The 17,083-nt window shown below is 28.6% G+C and carries 16 protein-coding genes and 2 tRNA genes; 15 read left to right on the top strand and 3 right to left on the bottom strand.

Annotated elements, in window-relative coordinates; translation table 11 throughout:
• The first annotated feature begins 3 nt into the window (after positions 1–3).
• Genes CP960_RS07825 through CP960_RS07810 form a run of 4 tightly spaced genes read left to right on the top strand, consistent with a single transcriptional unit; the run spans position 4 to position 4,543 of the window.
• Positions 4–1,302, top strand: coding sequence for a M16 family metallopeptidase (locus CP960_RS07825; RefSeq protein ID WP_228152039.1), 1,299 nt, complete (start codon positions 4–6; stop codon positions 1,300–1,302).
• A gap of 1 nt (position 1,303) precedes the next feature.
• Positions 1,304–2,584 carry a glutamate--tRNA ligase gene (gene gltX / locus CP960_RS07820; protein WP_101184862.1) on the top strand — a complete coding sequence of 427 codons (1,281 nt, stop codon included), beginning with the start codon at positions 1,304–1,306 and terminating at the stop codon, positions 2,582–2,584.
• Positions 2,578–2,859 (top strand): YggT family protein, encoded by a 282-nt coding sequence (locus tag CP960_RS07815; RefSeq protein WP_101184861.1) that lies wholly within the window; start codon positions 2,578–2,580, stop codon positions 2,857–2,859. Before gltX ends, CP960_RS07815 begins: the two co-directional genes overlap by 7 nt.
• Position 2,860: 1 nt before the next feature.
• Positions 2,861–4,543: a lytic transglycosylase domain-containing protein gene (locus CP960_RS07810; RefSeq protein ID WP_101184860.1), complete on the top strand. Its 1,683-nt coding sequence runs from the start codon at positions 2,861–2,863 to the stop codon at positions 4,541–4,543.
• Here CP960_RS07810 and CP960_RS07805 read toward each other — a convergent pair.
• Positions 4,506–4,988 carry a hypothetical protein gene (locus tag CP960_RS07805; protein ID WP_101184859.1) on the bottom strand — a complete coding sequence of 161 codons (483 nt, stop codon included), beginning with the start codon at positions 4,986–4,988 and terminating at the stop codon, positions 4,506–4,508. The genes CP960_RS07810 and CP960_RS07805 overlap by 38 nt on opposite strands.
• Positions 4,989–5,068: 80 nt before the next feature.
• Here CP960_RS07805 and mobB point away from each other — a divergent pair, with 80 nt between their 5' ends.
• Genes mobB through CP960_RS07780 form a run of 5 tightly spaced genes read left to right on the top strand, consistent with a single transcriptional unit; the run spans position 5,069 to position 9,565 of the window.
• On the top strand, positions 5,069–5,575 hold the full coding sequence (gene mobB / locus CP960_RS07800) for a molybdopterin-guanine dinucleotide biosynthesis protein B (RefSeq protein WP_101184858.1): 507 nt from the start codon (positions 5,069–5,071) through the stop codon (positions 5,573–5,575).
• A gap of 1 nt (position 5,576) precedes the next feature.
• On the top strand, positions 5,577–6,422 hold the full coding sequence (locus tag CP960_RS07795) for a class 1 fructose-bisphosphatase (protein WP_101184857.1): 846 nt from the start codon (positions 5,577–5,579) through the stop codon (positions 6,420–6,422).
• Complete coding sequence (locus CP960_RS07790; RefSeq protein WP_101184856.1) at positions 6,412–6,624, top strand: hypothetical protein; 213 nt, start codon at positions 6,412–6,414, stop codon at positions 6,622–6,624. Before CP960_RS07795 ends, CP960_RS07790 begins: the two co-directional genes overlap by 11 nt.
• 14 nt (positions 6,625–6,638) lie before the next feature.
• Positions 6,639–8,573: a methionine--tRNA ligase gene (gene metG, locus CP960_RS07785; RefSeq protein ID WP_101184855.1), complete on the top strand. Its 1,935-nt coding sequence runs from the start codon at positions 6,639–6,641 to the stop codon at positions 8,571–8,573.
• Positions 8,573–9,565: a peptidoglycan synthetase gene (locus CP960_RS07780; protein WP_101184854.1), complete on the top strand. Its 993-nt coding sequence runs from the start codon at positions 8,573–8,575 to the stop codon at positions 9,563–9,565. Before metG ends, CP960_RS07780 begins: the two co-directional genes overlap by 1 nt.
• On the opposite strand, the gene CP960_RS07775 is transcribed toward CP960_RS07780, so the two are convergent.
• Positions 9,562–10,218 (bottom strand): S24 family peptidase, encoded by a 657-nt coding sequence (locus tag CP960_RS07775; RefSeq protein ID WP_101184853.1) that lies wholly within the window; start codon positions 10,216–10,218, stop codon positions 9,562–9,564. The genes CP960_RS07780 and CP960_RS07775 overlap by 4 nt on opposite strands.
• Positions 10,219–10,549: 331 nt before the next feature.
• On the opposite strand from CP960_RS07775, the gene CP960_RS07770 reads away from it, so the two are divergent.
• Genes CP960_RS07770 through pckA form a run of 4 tightly spaced genes read left to right on the top strand, consistent with a single transcriptional unit; the run spans position 10,550 to position 15,553 of the window.
• The gene (locus CP960_RS07770; protein ID WP_101184852.1) at positions 10,550–10,789 is read left to right on the top strand and encodes an OadG family protein; all 240 of its coding nucleotides are present in this window, start codon (positions 10,550–10,552) and stop codon (positions 10,787–10,789) included.
• A 5-nt stretch (positions 10,790–10,794) separates the two neighbouring features.
• Complete coding sequence (locus CP960_RS07765) at positions 10,795–12,600, top strand: biotin/lipoyl-containing protein (RefSeq protein ID WP_101184851.1); 1,806 nt, start codon at positions 10,795–10,797, stop codon at positions 12,598–12,600.
• Between the two features lie 14 nt (positions 12,601–12,614).
• A complete protein-coding gene (locus tag CP960_RS07760; protein ID WP_101184850.1) occupies positions 12,615–13,946 on the top strand; it encodes a sodium ion-translocating decarboxylase subunit beta in 1,332 nt (443 codons plus the stop codon).
• A 26-nt stretch (positions 13,947–13,972) separates the two neighbouring features.
• Positions 13,973–15,553, top strand: a complete 1,581-nt coding sequence (gene pckA, locus CP960_RS07755) for a phosphoenolpyruvate carboxykinase (ATP) (protein ID WP_101184849.1) — start codon at positions 13,973–13,975, stop codon at positions 15,551–15,553.
• Between the two features lie 141 nt (positions 15,554–15,694).
• Here pckA and CP960_RS07750 read toward each other — a convergent pair whose 3' ends face one another.
• A complete protein-coding gene (locus CP960_RS07750) occupies positions 15,695–16,726 on the bottom strand; it encodes a bifunctional 3,4-dihydroxy-2-butanone 4-phosphate synthase/GTP cyclohydrolase II (protein ID WP_101184848.1) in 1,032 nt (343 codons plus the stop codon).
• Positions 16,727–16,848: 122 nt separating this feature from the next.
• On the opposite strand from CP960_RS07750, the gene CP960_RS07745 reads away from it, so the two are divergent.
• Together CP960_RS07745 and CP960_RS07740 are read left to right on the top strand one after the other, a co-directional pair.
• Positions 16,849–16,923, top strand: a tRNA-Gln gene (locus tag CP960_RS07745).
• Between the two features lie 6 nt (positions 16,924–16,929).
• Positions 16,930–17,006 (top strand) — tRNA-Met (locus tag CP960_RS07740).
• Positions 17,007–17,083: the final 77 nt, after the last annotated feature.

Genomic DNA, 17,083 nt, shown 5'->3' with positions numbered 1-17,083 from the left:
ATTATGAAAGCAATAAAACTATTTAAAGGTGTTATTACACTACTTAGTTTACAAGGAATTTTAATGAGTGCACAAATAAAACATATTGATATTAATAATACAAAAATTCCTGTAATATTTGAAAAACAGACAAGTTTACCAATTTTAAATATGCAGTTAGTTTTTCAAAATTCAGGTTCTGTACAAGATAAAGATTTAAATGGTATTGCTTCATTTTCAGCAAAATTATTAAATGAAGGTACAAAAACACTAGGTTCTACAAAGTTTGCATCAAAATTAGAGAGTAATGCTATTTCTTTAAATGTTGCAAATGGTTTTGAGACTTTTGTTATTGAACTATCAACACTAAAAGAGGTAAATAATAAAGCTTTTAAATTATTAAAAAAATTATTAGAAGACCCAAACTATGATAAAGATGTGGTAGAAAAGATAAAAACTATTCAAATTGGTTCTTTAAAAAGAAAACAAAATGATTATGATTATGTTGCTAGAAACCAATTAAAAGAGATTTTATTTAAAGGTACTGCATTACAGCATCCAACTTCAGGTACTATTGAATCTATTTCTAAGATTAAATTAAAAAATATAAAAGAGTTTATAAATAATACATTTAATTTATCAAATCTTATTATAGTTGCAGGTGGAGATATAGAGTTTAAAGAGCTTGAACAAAGATTGAAAATCCTATTAGACTCAATTCCAACGAAAGGGAAAAAAGAGTTAAAAAGAGTTGAAATTTTAGCAAAACCTACAACAAAAGAGTTAGTAAAACCTACGGAACAAGCGTATATCTATTTTGGAAGTAAATTCAATGCACAAACACAAGATGAAGATAATTATAAAGCAAAAGTAGCTTCATTTATTTTAGGTGGTTCTGGATTTGGTTCAAGACTTATGGAAGAGATTCGTGTAAAAAGAGGTTTAGCTTATAGTGCTTATGGTTATGTATCGATAAACAAATCTCATTCATACTTTACAGGATATTTACAAACAAAACTTGAAAGTGCAAAAGAGGCACAAGAATTAGTATCAAAGATTGTAAAAGATTTTGTTAAAAAAGGTGTTACACAAGAAGAGCTTGATGCAGCTAAAAACTTTTTAACAGGAAGTGAGCCTTTAAGAACTGAAACTTTATCTCAAAGATTAAATAGAGCTTTTAACCTTTATTATAAAGGATTAAAACAAGATTATCCTCAAAAAGAGTTAGAAAAAATACAAAATTTAAAACTTGAAGAGTTAAACGACTATATTAAATCTCATGAAGAGATAGTTGATTTATCATTTTCAATTGTAAGGAAGTAAATTGTTAAGATATGCACCAAGTCCAACAAAAGACATGGATATACAAAGCCTTAGAATAGCTTTATTTAACTATATTATGTCAAAAAAGTTGAATGAAGAGCTTATAGTAAGAATAGAAGATACTGATAAAAAAAATGTTCTTGAAGGAAAAGATAAAGAGATTTTAGAACTTTTAAATCTCTTTTCTGTCGAACATTCAAGGGTAATATATCAAAGTGACAATATTAAATATCATCAAAAATTAGCAATGCAACTAATGACACAAAAAAAAGCTTTTGCTTGTTTTTGCAGCGATGAAAAACTTAATGAGTTAAAACAAAATGCAAAAAATGAAGGAAAAGTTTATACATATGATGACTTTTGTGCAAATCTTTCAGATGAAACAGTTTTAGAAGTAAACTCTTCTTTTACTGTTAGAATAAAAAGACCAACTAAAGATATCGAGTTTGATGATTTACTAAATAACAAACAAAAGTTTACTCCAACAGATGTAGATTCTTTTATTATTTTAAATCATGATAAAACTCCTACTTATAATTATGCATGTGCAGTTGATGATATGCTTCACGATGTTACAACTATATTTAAAAGTGAAAAAGAACTTTCAAATACACCTAAACAGATTCATATTAGAAACTCTTTAGGATATACAAAACAAATAAATTATATTCATCTACCAGCTATTACAAATGAAAAAAAGAGCTCTACTTCAGTAAAATATTTAATTGAACAAGGATTTTTACCTGTTGCAATTGCTAATTATCTTGTGCTTTTAGGTAATAAAACTCCAACAGAAATCTTTACTTTAGAAGAAGCAATTGAGTGGTTTGAGATTGAAAATATCTCTACAAATGAAGTAAAGTTTGATTTAGAAGAATTAAAAACTATTAATAAAAAGCATTTAGAATTAATTGATGATTTAAGATTATCAAAACTTTTAGGCTTTGCAGATGCAGATATTGGAAAATTAGGAAAACTATTTTTAAATGAAGCAAGTACATTAAATGAAATCAAAGAAAATCTAAATTTGATTTTTAGTAAAAAAGAGCTTTGTAAAGGATATGAACAAGAGAGTGAAATAATTATTCAGTGTTTAAAAAATGCTCCTTTTATGGAAAATTTTGATGAATTAAAAGCTTATTTATTAAATGAAACAAAACTAAAAGAAGATAGTTTATCTAAAGCATTAAAATATCTATTAACAAAAAGAGAGAATGGACCAAGTTTAAATGAAATTTATCCATTTATTAAAAACTATTTAGGAGAAATTGTAAAATGTTAGATGCATTATTAAGTTCAGTTTTTACAGTTATTTTAGGAATAATATTTTTATATAAGTGGGTTATTATTATCTCAGCAATTTTATCTTGGGTTCGACCAGATCCTTATAATCCAATTGTTCAGATGTTATATAGATTAACAGAACCTGCTTATGCATTAATAAGAAAATATATTCCAACTGTATTTGGGGGTATGGATTTAGCCCCTTTAATTCTTATTTTTATTCTTATATTCCTAGAAACTTTTTTAGGAAAACTATTTATGGGAATGATGTAAGATGAAAAAGAGGTTTTTTTATCTAATTTTTGCATCTACACTTATGTATGCAAATCCTGTACAAATTGATAAAAAACCTCTTATTCAAGACTCTTTTTCAAACCAAGAAGAATTTAAAGTAACACTTGAATGGTTAAAAAATAAACCAAAAACAATCACAAAAGATTTTTATATTTTACAGTACTTAAAACAAGATATAAATGAGAGTGAAGCTTTAGAAGCTTTAAGTATGGTTAAATACGTATCTAATCAAATTTTTTATGCATTTGCAAAAAAATTTAAACATGATGAAACAACTGCTGTTGCACAATGTATGCAAGCAAGTGCAAAAGAGCTTATAAATACTTATGATGATTGTATTAAAGCTGGTTTGACTTTATATAAAGCAACCAAATTATCACAAGTAGAGTTAAACGAAGCTATTTTAAAAGTAAAAAAGAAGTACCCAACTTTTGCAAAACATTTAAATATCTTAGCCTCATCAATACCTTTTACAAAAGTTATTTCATCTTCAAAAGATGATTTTTATGAAGTTTATTTAAATACTGGAAGTCAATTTAAAATTGATTATTTAAATTATAAGCTTCCTAAAAGTACTCTAAATAAAATAGTAGCTGATAAAAGAATAGAAACTTTAATTAAATATGCTATTACAAATCCAAAACTTGATCTTTTAAGTAGCTCTTTTTTAGAGATTAACGATGAAAAATTCTCTTCTGAAACATCATTTTATTTAGCACTAAATGAGATAAAAAATGAGAATTTAAAACAAGCTTTAATCTATTTAACAAATTCATACCATAAATCACATAATAAATATCATAAAGATAAGGTAACTTTTTGGAAATATTTAATAACTTACGATAAAAAATATTTAGACAAGTTATCAAACTCTAAAAATTTGAATATCTATTCAATATACGCAAAAGAACTTTTAAATAAAAAAATTGAAAATATAATATATGATATTTCGTTACAACATAATAAAAGTGTAAACTCTTTTGATGTAAATAACCCTTTTTCATGGGTAAATTTAATATTAGACTCAAAAAATTTAGATGAGGAAAAAGTAAATAAATATAAAGCTATATTTACAACTGAAGAGACAAAACCTTATTTGGTATATATTTTAAATAAGTATAATAAATACAGTAAAAACTATTTTATTACTCCTTATAAAAATCTTTTAAAAGAGTATTCTATTAATAGACAGGCTTTAGTTTATTCCATTGCAAGACAAGAGAGTGGTTTTATTCCAGCTTCAATTTCAACTGCTTTTGCTCAAGGAGTAATGCAAATAATGCCTTTTTTAAGTAAACATATCGCGAAAAAACTAGATGAAAACTATAATATATATAAACTTTTTGAAGTACAAACAAATTTAAAATATGCAAATTTTCATCTAAATAACTTAGAAAAGAGTCTAAATAATCCTCTTTTTATAGCATACTCATATAATGGAGGTTATGGCTATTTTAGATATTTAAAAAGATTAGGTTTGTTTACACAAAAAGGTGACTTTGAACCTTTTATGAGTATGGAACTTATATCTTATGATGAAACTAGAGAGTATGGAAAAAAAGTTTTAACAAACTACTATATTTATAAAAACTATTTAGATAAGAAGAGTAGTTTTAAACTCTCTTCTATTTTTGAAAATTTAATTGAGTCTGACCAAAAGTAGGTTTTTCAAGTTTTAATATCAAACTACCTTCTTCTTGTTTTTCAAACTTAACTTTATAGTATTTTCCCCATGGGTTTTTTATTGGTAAAGCTTTGATTTCTTCAGATTTTCCATCTAACTCAACTTTTGATAATAAATTTGTACCATTTAATGTTAAAGTAAAGCCCTCTTTTAAAAAATCTTGTGTTTTACTATTTATTAAATAAACGCCTATGATAAACTCTTCATTACTGTTTTTAAAATCTCTATTTATCTTATTTAAATAACTAGCAAAAAATTGAACTTTAGGTTCGTTGTTTATTTTAATATCATTTTTTTTAGTAAACTGAAGTGCATTTGAGTTTCTAGTATTATCTTTTTTAAAGTTTAGTAGTGCATGATTTGTAGAACAACCACTAATAAGTAAGCTAGAAGCAAAAAGGCTAGATATTAAAAGTTTTTTCATATATTTTCTCTCCAAATTTATTTAAGAAAGTTATTTTACACTAAAGATACTTTAACCATCATTTGGATAAAATCCAGCCTATGAATAATAAGAAATTTAAAAAATTAGCTGTTGCTTTTTCAGGCCCATCAAATAGCGGAAAAACAACTTTAATAGTAAAAGTATCAAACATACTTCAAGATAGAGGAAATAAAGTATGTATTGTAAAACATGATCCAAAAGATAAAGCTAGGTTTGATACTCCAGGAAAAGATAGTGATAAGTTTTCCCAAACAGGCGCAGATGTTGCAGTAGTTTCACCAAACAGAACAACTCTATTTAAAAAACAAAGTTCATCTATTGATGAACTAATTGAACTTTTTGGTGATTTTGATTATTTATTAGTAGAGGGTCTTAAAACCCTACCCCTTCCTAGAATATCAATATTTAGAAACTCTTTAGATGAAAAATATTTTGATGTTACAGATGCAATAGCTTTTGATGATACTATCAATGGTGATGACATTCCTTCAAATATTGATAAACTTGATTTAAATAACCCAGACGAAGTTATACAATGGGTAGAAAAACATTCAAAGAGAGTATAAAATGACAGAGATTTTTGATGCTATAAAAAAATCAGCAATAGATATAAAAAATTTAATTGAAACTGGAGATACTAGCAAAAGTTCAAATGAAAACTCAACTGGTGATACTCAATTAAAACTAGATATTGCAAGTGATGAGATTATAGAAGCAATTTTTAAAAATGTTTCTTGTATTAAAGCTATTGTTAGTGAAGAACAAGAGAAGATTGTTCCTTTAAATGAAAATGGAAAATATTTAATAGCATATGACCCACTAGATGGTTCATCACTGGTTGATGTAAATCTTTCAGTTGGTTCAATTTTTGGTATTTACGAAAAAGAGTTTACAGCAAATAATTTAGTTGCAGCTGCATATGTTGTTTATGGACCAAGAGTGGAACTTGTAATAGCAACTGAAGATGTAAAAATGTATAGACTAATAAACAATGAATTTAAATTTATGCAAGAGCTTAAATTAAATGAAAAAGGTAAATTAAATGCGCCTGGTTCTACACAAAATTGCTGGTCTTCTTTTCATAAGCAATTAATTGATGATATTTTTGAAGATGGTTATAGATTAAGATATTCAGGCGGAATGGTTCCTGATTTACACCAAATTTTATTAAAAGGTGGTGGATTATTCTCTTATCCAGGAACAACTGATAGACCAAAAGGTAAATTAAGACAGCTTTTTGAAGTTTTTCCATTTGCTTACATATATGAAAAAGCAAATGGACAAGCAGTTGATGGTTTTAAAAGAGCCTTAGAAGTGGAAACTACTCATATTCATGATACAACTCCTTGTTTTTTTGGTTCTAATGAAGAGATTAATAGAGTTTTAAAAGTATATAAAGAAAATGCAAAATAGTAATCCTACGGAAATCGTAATTGATGAATGGGACTTAAAGCTTGAAGAAGCTTTAAAAGAGTTAAAACAGTGCCAAAATTCAAAAGAGCTTGAATCTTGCAAACCTTGTTCTTTGTTTTTTGAGTGCGAATTAAGAAAAAAATATGTATTAGCTGTTTATGAGTCTATGAATAAAGGCTCAGGCGGTGGATTTGAATTTTAATTAAGAGGTAAAAAATGGAAGAAACTTGTAAAAATGTATATATCACAACACCAATTTATTATGTAAATGATGTGGCTCATATAGGTCATGCATATACAACAATTATTGCAGATATGTTAGCAAGATACTCTAGACTTACAGGTCACAATACTTACTTTTTAACTGGTACAGATGAGCATGGACAAAAAATTGCTCAAAGTGCTCAAGCAAAAGGTAAGACACCAAAAGAGTATGCAGATGAAGTATCTGGTAAATTTAAACAGTTATGGGATGATTTTGATATTACTTATGATAAGTTTATTAGAACAACAGACGAAGAACATAAATTGGGTGCTCAAAAAGCATTTGAAAAAATGTATGAAAAAGGTGATATATATAAAGGTGAATATGAAGGCTTTTATTGTGTATCTTGTGAAACATTTTTTACAGAAAAGCAGTTGATTGATGAACAATTTTGTCCAGATTGTGGTAAACCAACATCAATAGTAAAAGAAGAGAGTTTCTTTTTTAAACTATCAGCTTATGAAGATAGACTTTTAAAATGGTATGAAGAGAATGAAGATTGTATTCTACCAAGAGCAAAAAAGAATGAAATTGTTAATTTTGTTAAAGGTGGATTAAGAGACTTATCTATTTCTAGAACATCATTTGAATGGGGAGTTAAACTTCCTGACTCAATTAATGAACCAAAACATGTTATGTATGTTTGGCTTGATGCTTTAATTAACTATATCTCTGCATTAGGATATGGTAGCGATGAAAAAGAGTTTAACTTTTGGCCTGCAAGTGTACATTTAGTAGGAAAAGATATACTAAGATTTCACTCTATTTATTGGCCAGCTTTCTTAATGAGCTTAGAATTACCTCTTCCAAAACATATTGCAGCTCATGGTTGGTGGACAAGAGATGGTGAAAAAATGTCTAAATCTAAAGGTAATGTTGTAAATCCAAAAGAGGTAGCAGATGCTTATGGTTTAGATGCTTTTAGATATTTTATGTTAAGAGAAGTTCCTTTTGGACAAGATGGAGATTTTTCTCAAAAAGCATTAATTGATAGAATAAACTCTGATTTGGGGAATGATTTAGGTAATTTATTAAATAGAATTTCAGGTATGAGTGGAAAATATTTTGATTTTAAAATTGATTCAAAAGATGTTCAAAAATATCATCAAAAAGAGTTAGATGAAGTTAATGAGATTTTAGAAAATGTTGAAGATTTAATTTTTAATATGCAAATCAATAGATACCTAGAAGAGATTTGGAAAGTATTAACTATTGCAAATAGAGCAATTGGTGATTATGAGCCTTGGACAAAGATGAAAGAAGGCAAAAATGATGAAGCTATGGCTTTAGTAGCATTAATTACAAATATAATGGCAAAATGTTCAATTTTACTTCAAGCAGTAATGCCTGAAAAAATCTCTATGATTGCTAAATCTTTAGGTATTAATATAGATACAAAACTTTATAATGAACTAATTGTAGATAAAGGATTAATTCAAAATACAATAATTACAAAAGTTGAACAACTATTTCCAAGAATTGAAGAGCCTTTATTACAAACAGCTCCAGAAGTAAAAAAAGACAAAAATGAAGTAGAACAAAAAGAAGAAGAACCAGATAATTTAATTACTATTGATAAATTTTTTGAAACTACACTTAAAATTGGAACTATTGTAGAAGCAGTTGAAGTTCCAAAATCAAAAAAACTACTAAAACTTCAAGTTGATGTAGGAGAGAATAAATATAGACAAGTATTAGCAGGAATTAAAGAGTTTTATAAAGCAGAAGACTTAGTTGGAACTCAAGCTTGTATTGTTGCAAATTTAAAACCAGCTAAATTAATGGGAATGTTAAGTGAAGGTATGCTTCTAGCAGCAAAAGATGAAAATGGTTTATGTTTGATTAGACCTGAAAAAACAAAAATCTCGGGAACAAAAATAAGCTAGTGAAAGTATCATCAATTATTGATATTGTTGATGGAGTAAAATTAAACTCTCCATCAATATCTTTTATTTATAGTATTAAACTTGAAGCAAAAAGAGTAAAAGAAGGAGATTTATTTGTTGCAAAAAATCTAGGAGATATAGATTTAGCAATTGAAAATGGGGCTTTTTTAATTCTTGTTGATTCAAATGTTACTATTACTGATTTTGAAATAGCTTGGATTAAAGTTGATAATTTAGATGAAGCTTTAATAAAATTAATTAGATTTAAACTTTCAAACTATGACTTAAGTGCTTTTAATTGTAAAAATACGGTTTTTAGTTTTATTCATTGTTTAAAAAACTCTTCTAATAGTAGCTTAAAACTTATTAGAAATATCAATGATGCTCTTAAAATTTTAGATAATATTGAAGATGAGGATAGACTTGTTTTTTGTGATAATAGTTTCATGAATAAGTTATATCCAAAAAATCATCAACTTAAAACAGTTGATAAAAATCAAATAAAAAATATCATAGAACACACTATATTTGAGACTTCATTTACATATAAAGATATATATTTTTCTAAAATAAGAGTTTCAAAATTGTATATAAGTGATTTTCTTACAGCATGGGAGTTTATTGAAGAAGAAGTTGATTTTGCTAAATTGAAAAATTCAATACTTTTAAGACCTATTTTTGTAGATAGATTTATAAATCAAGTAGAATTTGGTAAAAGTAATAAATTTTTAATAATTCAAGAAAATATTGACTTTATAGAAAAAGAGATTAATTATTTAAAAAGAAGCTACAAATTTGGAACAAAACTTTTCATTACAAATAGATATATAAATAATTTTTATGCAAAACAGATAATTATTGAAGATATAAATGAAGTAAAAGAGTATTTAAAACAAAATCAGTTCAATGCTGCATATTTAATAGGTTTTAAATATGAGCAAATTATTGAACTTCTAAACTCTAAACAGATGCAAACTACTCTACTTTTTTAATATACTGTTCCAAAAGAACCTACAACTTTTCCTAAAATTTTAACTTCTGTTGGTGACAATACTTGCTTAGGGTAATCTTTATTATCAGAAATAATATCAAGGTTACCATCAACTCTTTGCTGAACTCTTTTTACAAAAAGTCCATGAACTGTTGTAAATGCATAAATACCTTCTCTTCTTGAGTCAGTTTTTGTTTTATCTAAAAAAATAATATTTTCAGAGTTTAATGTAGGTTCCATAGAATCCCCTATTACATTAATGGCATCTATATTTTTCAAATTCTCTTCTCCCCCTAACATATTAATAAAATATTCAGGTACTTCAAGTTTTTCTGAACTCTCATCATCTTCATAGGCACCACCTCCTGCACTAACTCTAATATCAGGATAATATTTTATCCAATATTTATCAGTAGAATCCAATAAAGAGTTTGGATTTTGATTATAAAGTAACCAGTTAATTGAAATTCTTTTTTTTGCACAAAAATCAAGAATATTTTGAAAAGGAATCTTCCCTCTATTTTTCATAGTAGCAAAATTTGCTTGACTTAGTTCAAGTTCATTTGCAACATCTTTATCAAAAACTTTGCCTTTTTTTCCGTCAGCACTGATTACATCTTTTAATTTTTCAATGATTTCATTTACAAATAGCATCTAAATAGCTCCAAACATAGATTTTACATAATTATATTACAAAATGAAATATTTTTCAAGGGTTTTGATAAAAAATATTATAATTTGGCATAAAATTTCAAAAAGGATTAAAAATGGGAGAAAAATTCTTAACTTTTACTGATTATGTAATAGAAATTGTGTATAAATTAGATTTAATTATTTATAAAATAGGAGAAAAAATTCTGTAAATATCAAAAAGTTCAAAAAAATCTCAAACTTTACTCAAAATGTGGCTATTTATAAATTTTAATAAAGCTACTTTAATATAAAATTGTACTTACAAATTACAGTGGTAACCACGGAGAGTAATATGGAAGAAAATTTAATCGTTGAAGCACTCAAATTTATGGTTTTAGGAATGGGAGTTGTTTTCTCATTTTTAATAATTTTAATTTTCGTGCTAAAGGGGCAAGCCGCCTTACTTAGTAAGTATTTTCCTGAAAAGGAAAAACAACCCGCAAAAAAACCGCAAGCACCTGCTGCTTCTAATTCTGCAAAAGTAGCTGCAATAATAGCAGCTGTTCAACATCACAAAAATCTTAAAGGTTAACATAAATGGCGAAGAAATATATAGATGTCATGGATACTACTTTTAGAGATGGATTTCAATCTGTCTTTGGTGGTAGAGTTCTAATGGAAGACTTCTTTCCAGCTGTTGAAGCTGCGAAAGATGCTGGTATAACTCATTTTGAGTTTGGTGGAGGAGCGAGATTTCAATCTCTATTCTTTTATTTAAGAGAAAATGCTTTTGATATGATGGACAAATTTAGAGAAATTGTTGGTCCAGAAGCAAACTTACAAACTCTAGCAAGAGGAATAAACACTGTTATGTTAGATACAGGTTCAAGAGAACTTGTTGAAATGCATGCAAAAATGTTTGCAAAACACGGTGTTTCTACAATTAGAAATTTTGACGCTTTAAATGATGTACAAAACTTAGAATACAGTGCAGAGTGCATCAAGAAATATGGTTTAAATCATGAAGTTGTTGTAACACTTATGGATTTACCTCCAGGGTGTGTTGGAGCTCATGATGTTGCTTTTTATGAAAAAACCTTAAGAAACATATTAGATAGTGGCGTACCTTTTGATTCAATCTGTTTTAAAGATGCATCAGGTACTAGTTCTCCTCAAAAAGTATTTGATACTATCAAAATGGCAAGAAAATTAGTTGGAGAAGATACTCATATTAGACTTCATACGCATGAAACAGCTGGTGTATCAATTGCTTGTTATTTAGCTGCATTAGAAGCAGGCGCAGATGGAATTGATTTAGCTGCAAGTCCAGTTAGTGGTGGTACATCACAACCTGATATTTTAACAATGCTACACGCAGTTAAAGGTAAAAACTATGATTTAGGTGGTCTTGATGTTGAAAAAATATTAAAATATCAAGAAGTTTTAAATAGTTGTTTAAAAGACTATTTTATACCACCTGAAGCTACTCAAGTATCACCTTTAATACCTTTTTCACCAATGCCTGGTGGAGCTTTAACTGCAAACACTCAAATGATGAGAGATAATGGTACTTTAGATAAATTTCCTGAAGTTATTAAAGCAATGAGAGAAGTTGTTGAGAAAGGTGGATATGGAACATCTGTAACTCCTGTTTCACAATTTTATTGGCAACAAGCATATGCAAATGTTATGTTTGGACCATGGAAACAAATTGCTCCTGGTTATGGAAAAATGGTACTTGGTTATTTTGGAAAAACTCCAACACAACCTGATGAAGAAGTTGTTAAATTAGCTTCTGAAAAATTAAAATTAGAACCAACTACTGAAAATCCTTTAGATATTGCAGATAGAGATGAAAGAAAAACTATGTCTTTTTGGGAAAATAGATTAAAAGAAGAAGGTATAGAAACAACTGAAGAAAATATTTTTATTGCAGCAGCTTGTGATGAAAAAGGAATTACATTTTTAAAAGGTGATGGACCTTTAAATGTAAGAAAAAATGAAGAAGTTTGTGAAAATGATAAAGTTTGTGAACAAGGAGAAAATAAAAAAATGAATAACGCAAGTGGAAACTACACAGTAGTAGTAGATGGACAAAAATTCAATGTATCTGTTGCTGAAGGTGATGCAGATATTCAAATTACACCAGCAACTGAAGCTTCTACTTCAGCTACTGAAGTTTCTGGAGATGCACAAGAAGTTCCAGCAGCAGTAAATGGAAACGTTTGGAAAATTTTAGTTAAAGAGGGTGAAAAGGTTGAAAAAGATCAGAAAATAATGATTTTAGAAGCGATGAAAATGGAAATTGATATTAATGCACCAGCAGCAGGTACAATTTCAAAAATTTTAGTATCTCAAAATGAAGCAGTTGATGAGGGACAACCTTTAGCTATAATTGGCTAATAATTGGAGAAATGATGAAGAAAAATTTAATTATATCAATTTTTGTTTTTCTAATGAGCATCTGCAGTGTTAACGCATTTGCAGCTGCTCCTGCACACGATAATACTGCGCAAGTTGAAAAAACAGAATATGAATCAAGAACTCTTACAGAACTAATTAAATCATTCTATCACACTACTGGTCTAAATGCAATTGTTAATCCTAAAGAGGGAGTAAAAGACTCTCACGGTCAAGATATGACAATTTTTGCACAAAGCTTTGGTAGAGTTATTATGATTATAATTTGTTTCATTCTATTTTATTTAGCAATAAAAAAAGGCTTTGAACCTCTACTATTAATTCCTATTGGTTTTGGTGGAATTTTGGCAAATATTCCAATTGCAAATATTGCAGGGGATCATGGTATGCTTGGTATTATTTATAATATGGGTATTGCAAATGAATTCTTTCCTTTACTAATATTTATGGGTGTTGGAGCAATGACTGACTTTGGTCCACTACTTGCAAATCCAAAAACTGCCCTACTTGGTGGAGCTGCTCAATTTGGTATTTTTGGTTCACTAGTAGGTGCAGTTGTACTTTCTCAATACATACCTGGTATAGAGTTTAGTTTACAACAAGCTGCTGCTATATCTATTATTGGTGGGGCTGATGGACCAACATCTATTTTTATAGCTTCTGCATTAGCTCCTGAATTACTAGGTGCAATTGCCGTTGCAGCTTACTCTTATATGGCATTAGTTCCTGTTATTCAACCTCCAATTATGAGAGCTTTAACAAATGATGCAGAAAGAAAAATCAAAATGACTTCAATGAGAAAAGTTTCTAAACTTGAAAAAATTGTTTTTCCAATTGTTGTTTTAGTTCTTACTCTACTAATTTTACCAGATGCTTCTCCATTAATTGGTGCACTTTGTTTTGGTAATTTTGCTAAGGAATCAGGAGTTGTTGAGAGACTTTCTGATACAATGCAAAACGCATTAATTAACATAGTTACAATTTTCCTTGGATTGGGAGTTGGTTCTAAATTAGCTGCTGAACAATTTTTAGTTGCTGAGACTATGGGAATTATGGTTATTGGACTAGTTGCATTTGCTGCAGGTACTGCAGCAGGCCTTATCATGGCAAAAACTATGAATAAGTTTAGTTCTAAAGAGAATCAAATTAACCCTCTAATTGGTGCAGCTGGTGTTTCAGCAGTTCCAATGGCAGCTAGAGTTGTAAGTAAAGAGGGACAAAAATATGACCCTTCAAATGTTATGCTTATGCATGCAATGGGTCCAAATGTTGCTGGTGTTATCGGTTCTGCCGTAGCTGCCGGTGTACTTTTATCAATTTTTAAATAATAATATAATAGTAGGAAAGAGTATAAATGCCTGATATAGAAAACTCACTTGGACTTGAAAACGTAGGAAAAGTGTACAGAAACCTTGATGTAGATACATTAATTGCACATGCCGTAGAGAATGAAGGTGCTAAAGTATCATCAACTGGTGCACTTATGATTGATACTGGTATCTTTACAGGAAGAAGCCCTAAAGATAAATTTTTCGTGAATCAAGACCCTTCAAACAAATATATTGCTTGGGGGGATATTAATCATGCTGTTTCAAAAGATGTGTATGAAGATTTATTAGCTAACTCAAAGAAGCAGTTAAGTAACAAAGACTTGTATGTAACAGATGTATATTGTGGTGCTAGTTTAGATAGTAGAAAATCTGTAAGATTTATCACAGAAGTTGCTTGGCAAGCACATTTTATTCAAAATATGTTTATTGTTCCTCAAACTCAAGAAGAATTAGACAACTTTAAACCTGAGTTTACAATTTACAACTCTTGTAAAACAATAGATAAATCTTATGTAAGTCATAACTTGCACTCTGAAGTATATGTAGTATTTAATGTAGAAGAAAACTGTGCAATCATCGGTGGTACTTGGTATGCAGGTGAAATGAAAAAAGGTGTTTTTTCTATGATGAACTATTGGCTTCCTTTAGAAGGGAAACTTTCTATGCATTGTTCAGCTAATATTGGAAAAGACGGTGATACTGCTTTATTCTTTGGTCTTTCTGGAACAGGAAAAACAACACTATCAACAGATCCAAATAGAGCATTAATTGGTGATGATGAACATGGTTGGGATGATAATGGAATCTTCAATTTTGAAGGTGGTTGTTATGCAAAAGTTATCAACTTAGACAAAGACTCTGAGCCTGAAATTTTTAATGCTATTAAAAAAGGTGCAATATTAGAAAATGTTGTATGTGATGAAAATGGTGTAGTTGATTATACTGATGCTAGTAAAACTGAAAATACTAGAGTTTCATATCCATTAGACCACATTAAAAATCACACTCCTGATATGAGAGGTGGACATCCACAAAATATCATTTTCTTATGTGCTGATGCATTTGGTGTATTACCTCCAGTTGCAAAACTTACAAGAGACCAAGCAATGTATTACTTTTTAAGTGGATATACAGCAAAAGTTGCTGGAACAGAAAGAGGTATTACTGAGCCTGTTGCTACTTTCTCTTCTTGCTTTGGAGAAGCATTCTTGCCTTTAAACCCTACAGTTTATGCAGAGTTATTAGGTAAAAAAATAGACAAACATAATGTTAATGTATTTTTAGTAAATACAGGTTGGACTGGTGGTCCATATGGTATTGGTTCAAGGATGAGTATTAAAAATACTAGAGCTTGTATTGATGCTATTTTAGATGGTTCAATTAATTCTTCAGATTTTGAAACACTTCCATATTTTAATTTATCTATTCCAAAAACATTAAGTGGGGTTGATACAGAAGTATTAAATCCAAGAAATACATGGGAAGATAAAGAAGCATATGATGAAACAGCTAAAAAACTTGCTGGAATGTATATAGAAAACTTTAAAAAGTATCTTACATTAGAAAGTGAATTTGATTTTACAGCTGCAGGTCCACAGCTTTAAAATAAAAAGAAGTAGTAAAATAAACTTTACTACTTCTTTAAACTCTTACTACAAACTATCTTGTTGATATAAAATTCTTTTTAAAAGAGTTTATCAATAAAAAACAATTGATAAAATTTAAGGCATTAGGAAAAATCCTAATTAACCCTCTATTTGAATCTCTTCTGAGATTTCTAATCCAAAACCTTGAAGTCCAACAAATGAGTGTTTACCACCACTTGTCATTAACTTAATCTTTTTAATATCTAAACTATTTAAAATTTGTGCTCCAATACCATAATCTTTTTGTGACTCTTTATTTGCTCTTTTATCACTTAAAAAGATTAATATTCCACCTTTTGATTCTAAAAAATTAATTGTTTTTAACATTGAATTGATTTTATCACTATTTAAAAACAACTCAATATCAGGAATAATTGTATGGAATTTAACATGAGAAATATCACTTAATTCTTTAAATATTATTGCAGTATGAATATTACCTAAATGGTCTTTGAACTCTTTTTTTATAGTTTTTGAACCAAAGAATTCAACTTCATTACTAGAAATCTCTTCTACAAGTTTTTCATGTGATAATCTATACTCTACTAAGTCAGAAATATAAATTTGTTTTAAATTATGTTTTTGTGCAAAAATATCTAAATCATCTCTTCTTGCCATTGTCCCATCATCTTTCATGATTTCACAAATAACAGCTTCTCCATTAAACCCAGCAAGCTTACATAAATCTACACTTCCTTCTGTGTGTCCAGTTCTTACTAATACTCCTCCATCTTTTGCAATAAGTGGGAAAATATGTCCTGGTCTTACTAACTCTTGTGGCTTAGAAACAGGATTTGCTAAAATTTTAATTGTATCATCTCTCTCCCCTGCACTAATACCTGTTGCTGCATCAACGGCATCAACTGAAACAGTAAAAGCAGTTTCATAAGATGATGTATTAGATTCAACCATAGGATTTAGTTCTAATTTATTTGCTGTCTCTTTTGTAACAGAAACACATATTAGTCCTTTCGCATGAGAAGCCATAAAGTTAACTTTATCAGCAGTACTTAATGCTGCTGCATATACTAAGTCTCCTTCATTTTCTCTATCCTCATCATCTAACATAATAACCATATTACCTTTTCTTATCTCTTCAATAGCTTCTTGTACTCTTTTTATTGCTGACATTATTTACTCTTTTTATATAAAATTTTTGTATTAATCTTGATTATATCGTAAAAATTAAAAAAAAACATAAAATTATCTTGACAATTATAATTTTTTTTACTATAATTTCGGCACTTAAAAATTGGGGTATCGCCAAGTGGTAAGGCAACGGTTTTTGGTACCGTCATTCGCAGGTTCGAATCCTGCTATCCCATCCATTATGACGCGGAATAGAGCAGCCAGGTAGCTCGTCGGGCTCATAACCCGAAGGTCACAAGTTCAAATCTTGTTTCCGCAACCAATTAAAATACTTCATTAATATTTCAAATCGAACATAACGAAATGAAATAAATCAAATCGTTTGTTTCTTAAAATTTA

The sequence above is a fragment of the Malaciobacter halophilus genome (assembly GCF_002837275.1).
In the GTDB taxonomy this organism is placed as follows: domain Bacteria; phylum Campylobacterota; class Campylobacteria; order Campylobacterales; family Arcobacteraceae; genus Malaciobacter; species Malaciobacter halophilus.
This window is presented reverse-complemented; position numbering and strand designations above follow the sequence as displayed.

What these genes read in the sequence shown, in the direction of transcription:
- CP960_RS07825 (WP_228152039.1), top strand. Translation starts at nt 4, where the DNA reads ATGAAAGCAATAAAACTATTTAAAGGTGTTATTACACTACTTAGTTTA.
- metG (WP_101184855.1), top strand. Translation starts at nt 6,639, where the DNA reads ATGGAAGAAACTTGTAAAAATGTATATATCACAACACCAATTTATTAT.
- CP960_RS07815 (WP_101184861.1), top strand. Translation starts at nt 2,578, where the DNA reads ATGTTAGATGCATTATTAAGTTCAGTTTTTACAGTTATTTTAGGAATA.
- pckA (WP_101184849.1), top strand. Translation starts at nt 13,973, where the DNA reads ATGCCTGATATAGAAAACTCACTTGGACTTGAAAACGTAGGAAAAGTG.
- mobB (WP_101184858.1), top strand. Translation starts at nt 5,069, where the DNA reads ATGAATAATAAGAAATTTAAAAAATTAGCTGTTGCTTTTTCAGGCCCA.
- CP960_RS07750 (WP_101184848.1), bottom strand. Translation starts at nt 16,726, where the DNA reads ATGTCAGCAATAAAAAGAGTACAAGAAGCTATTGAAGAGATAAGAAAA.
- CP960_RS07760 (WP_101184850.1), top strand. Translation starts at nt 12,615, where the DNA reads ATGAAGAAAAATTTAATTATATCAATTTTTGTTTTTCTAATGAGCATC.
- CP960_RS07765 (WP_101184851.1), top strand. Translation starts at nt 10,795, where the DNA reads ATGGCGAAGAAATATATAGATGTCATGGATACTACTTTTAGAGATGGA.
- CP960_RS07795 (WP_101184857.1), top strand. Translation starts at nt 5,577, where the DNA reads ATGACAGAGATTTTTGATGCTATAAAAAAATCAGCAATAGATATAAAA.
- CP960_RS07790 (WP_101184856.1), top strand. Translation starts at nt 6,412, where the DNA reads ATGCAAAATAGTAATCCTACGGAAATCGTAATTGATGAATGGGACTTA.
- CP960_RS07805 (WP_101184859.1), bottom strand. Translation starts at nt 4,988, where the DNA reads ATGAAAAAACTTTTAATATCTAGCCTTTTTGCTTCTAGCTTACTTATT.
- CP960_RS07775 (WP_101184853.1), bottom strand. Translation starts at nt 10,218, where the DNA reads ATGCTATTTGTAAATGAAATCATTGAAAAATTAAAAGATGTAATCAGT.
- CP960_RS07810 (WP_101184860.1), top strand. Translation starts at nt 2,861, where the DNA reads ATGAAAAAGAGGTTTTTTTATCTAATTTTTGCATCTACACTTATGTAT.
- CP960_RS07770 (WP_101184852.1), top strand. Translation starts at nt 10,550, where the DNA reads ATGGAAGAAAATTTAATCGTTGAAGCACTCAAATTTATGGTTTTAGGA.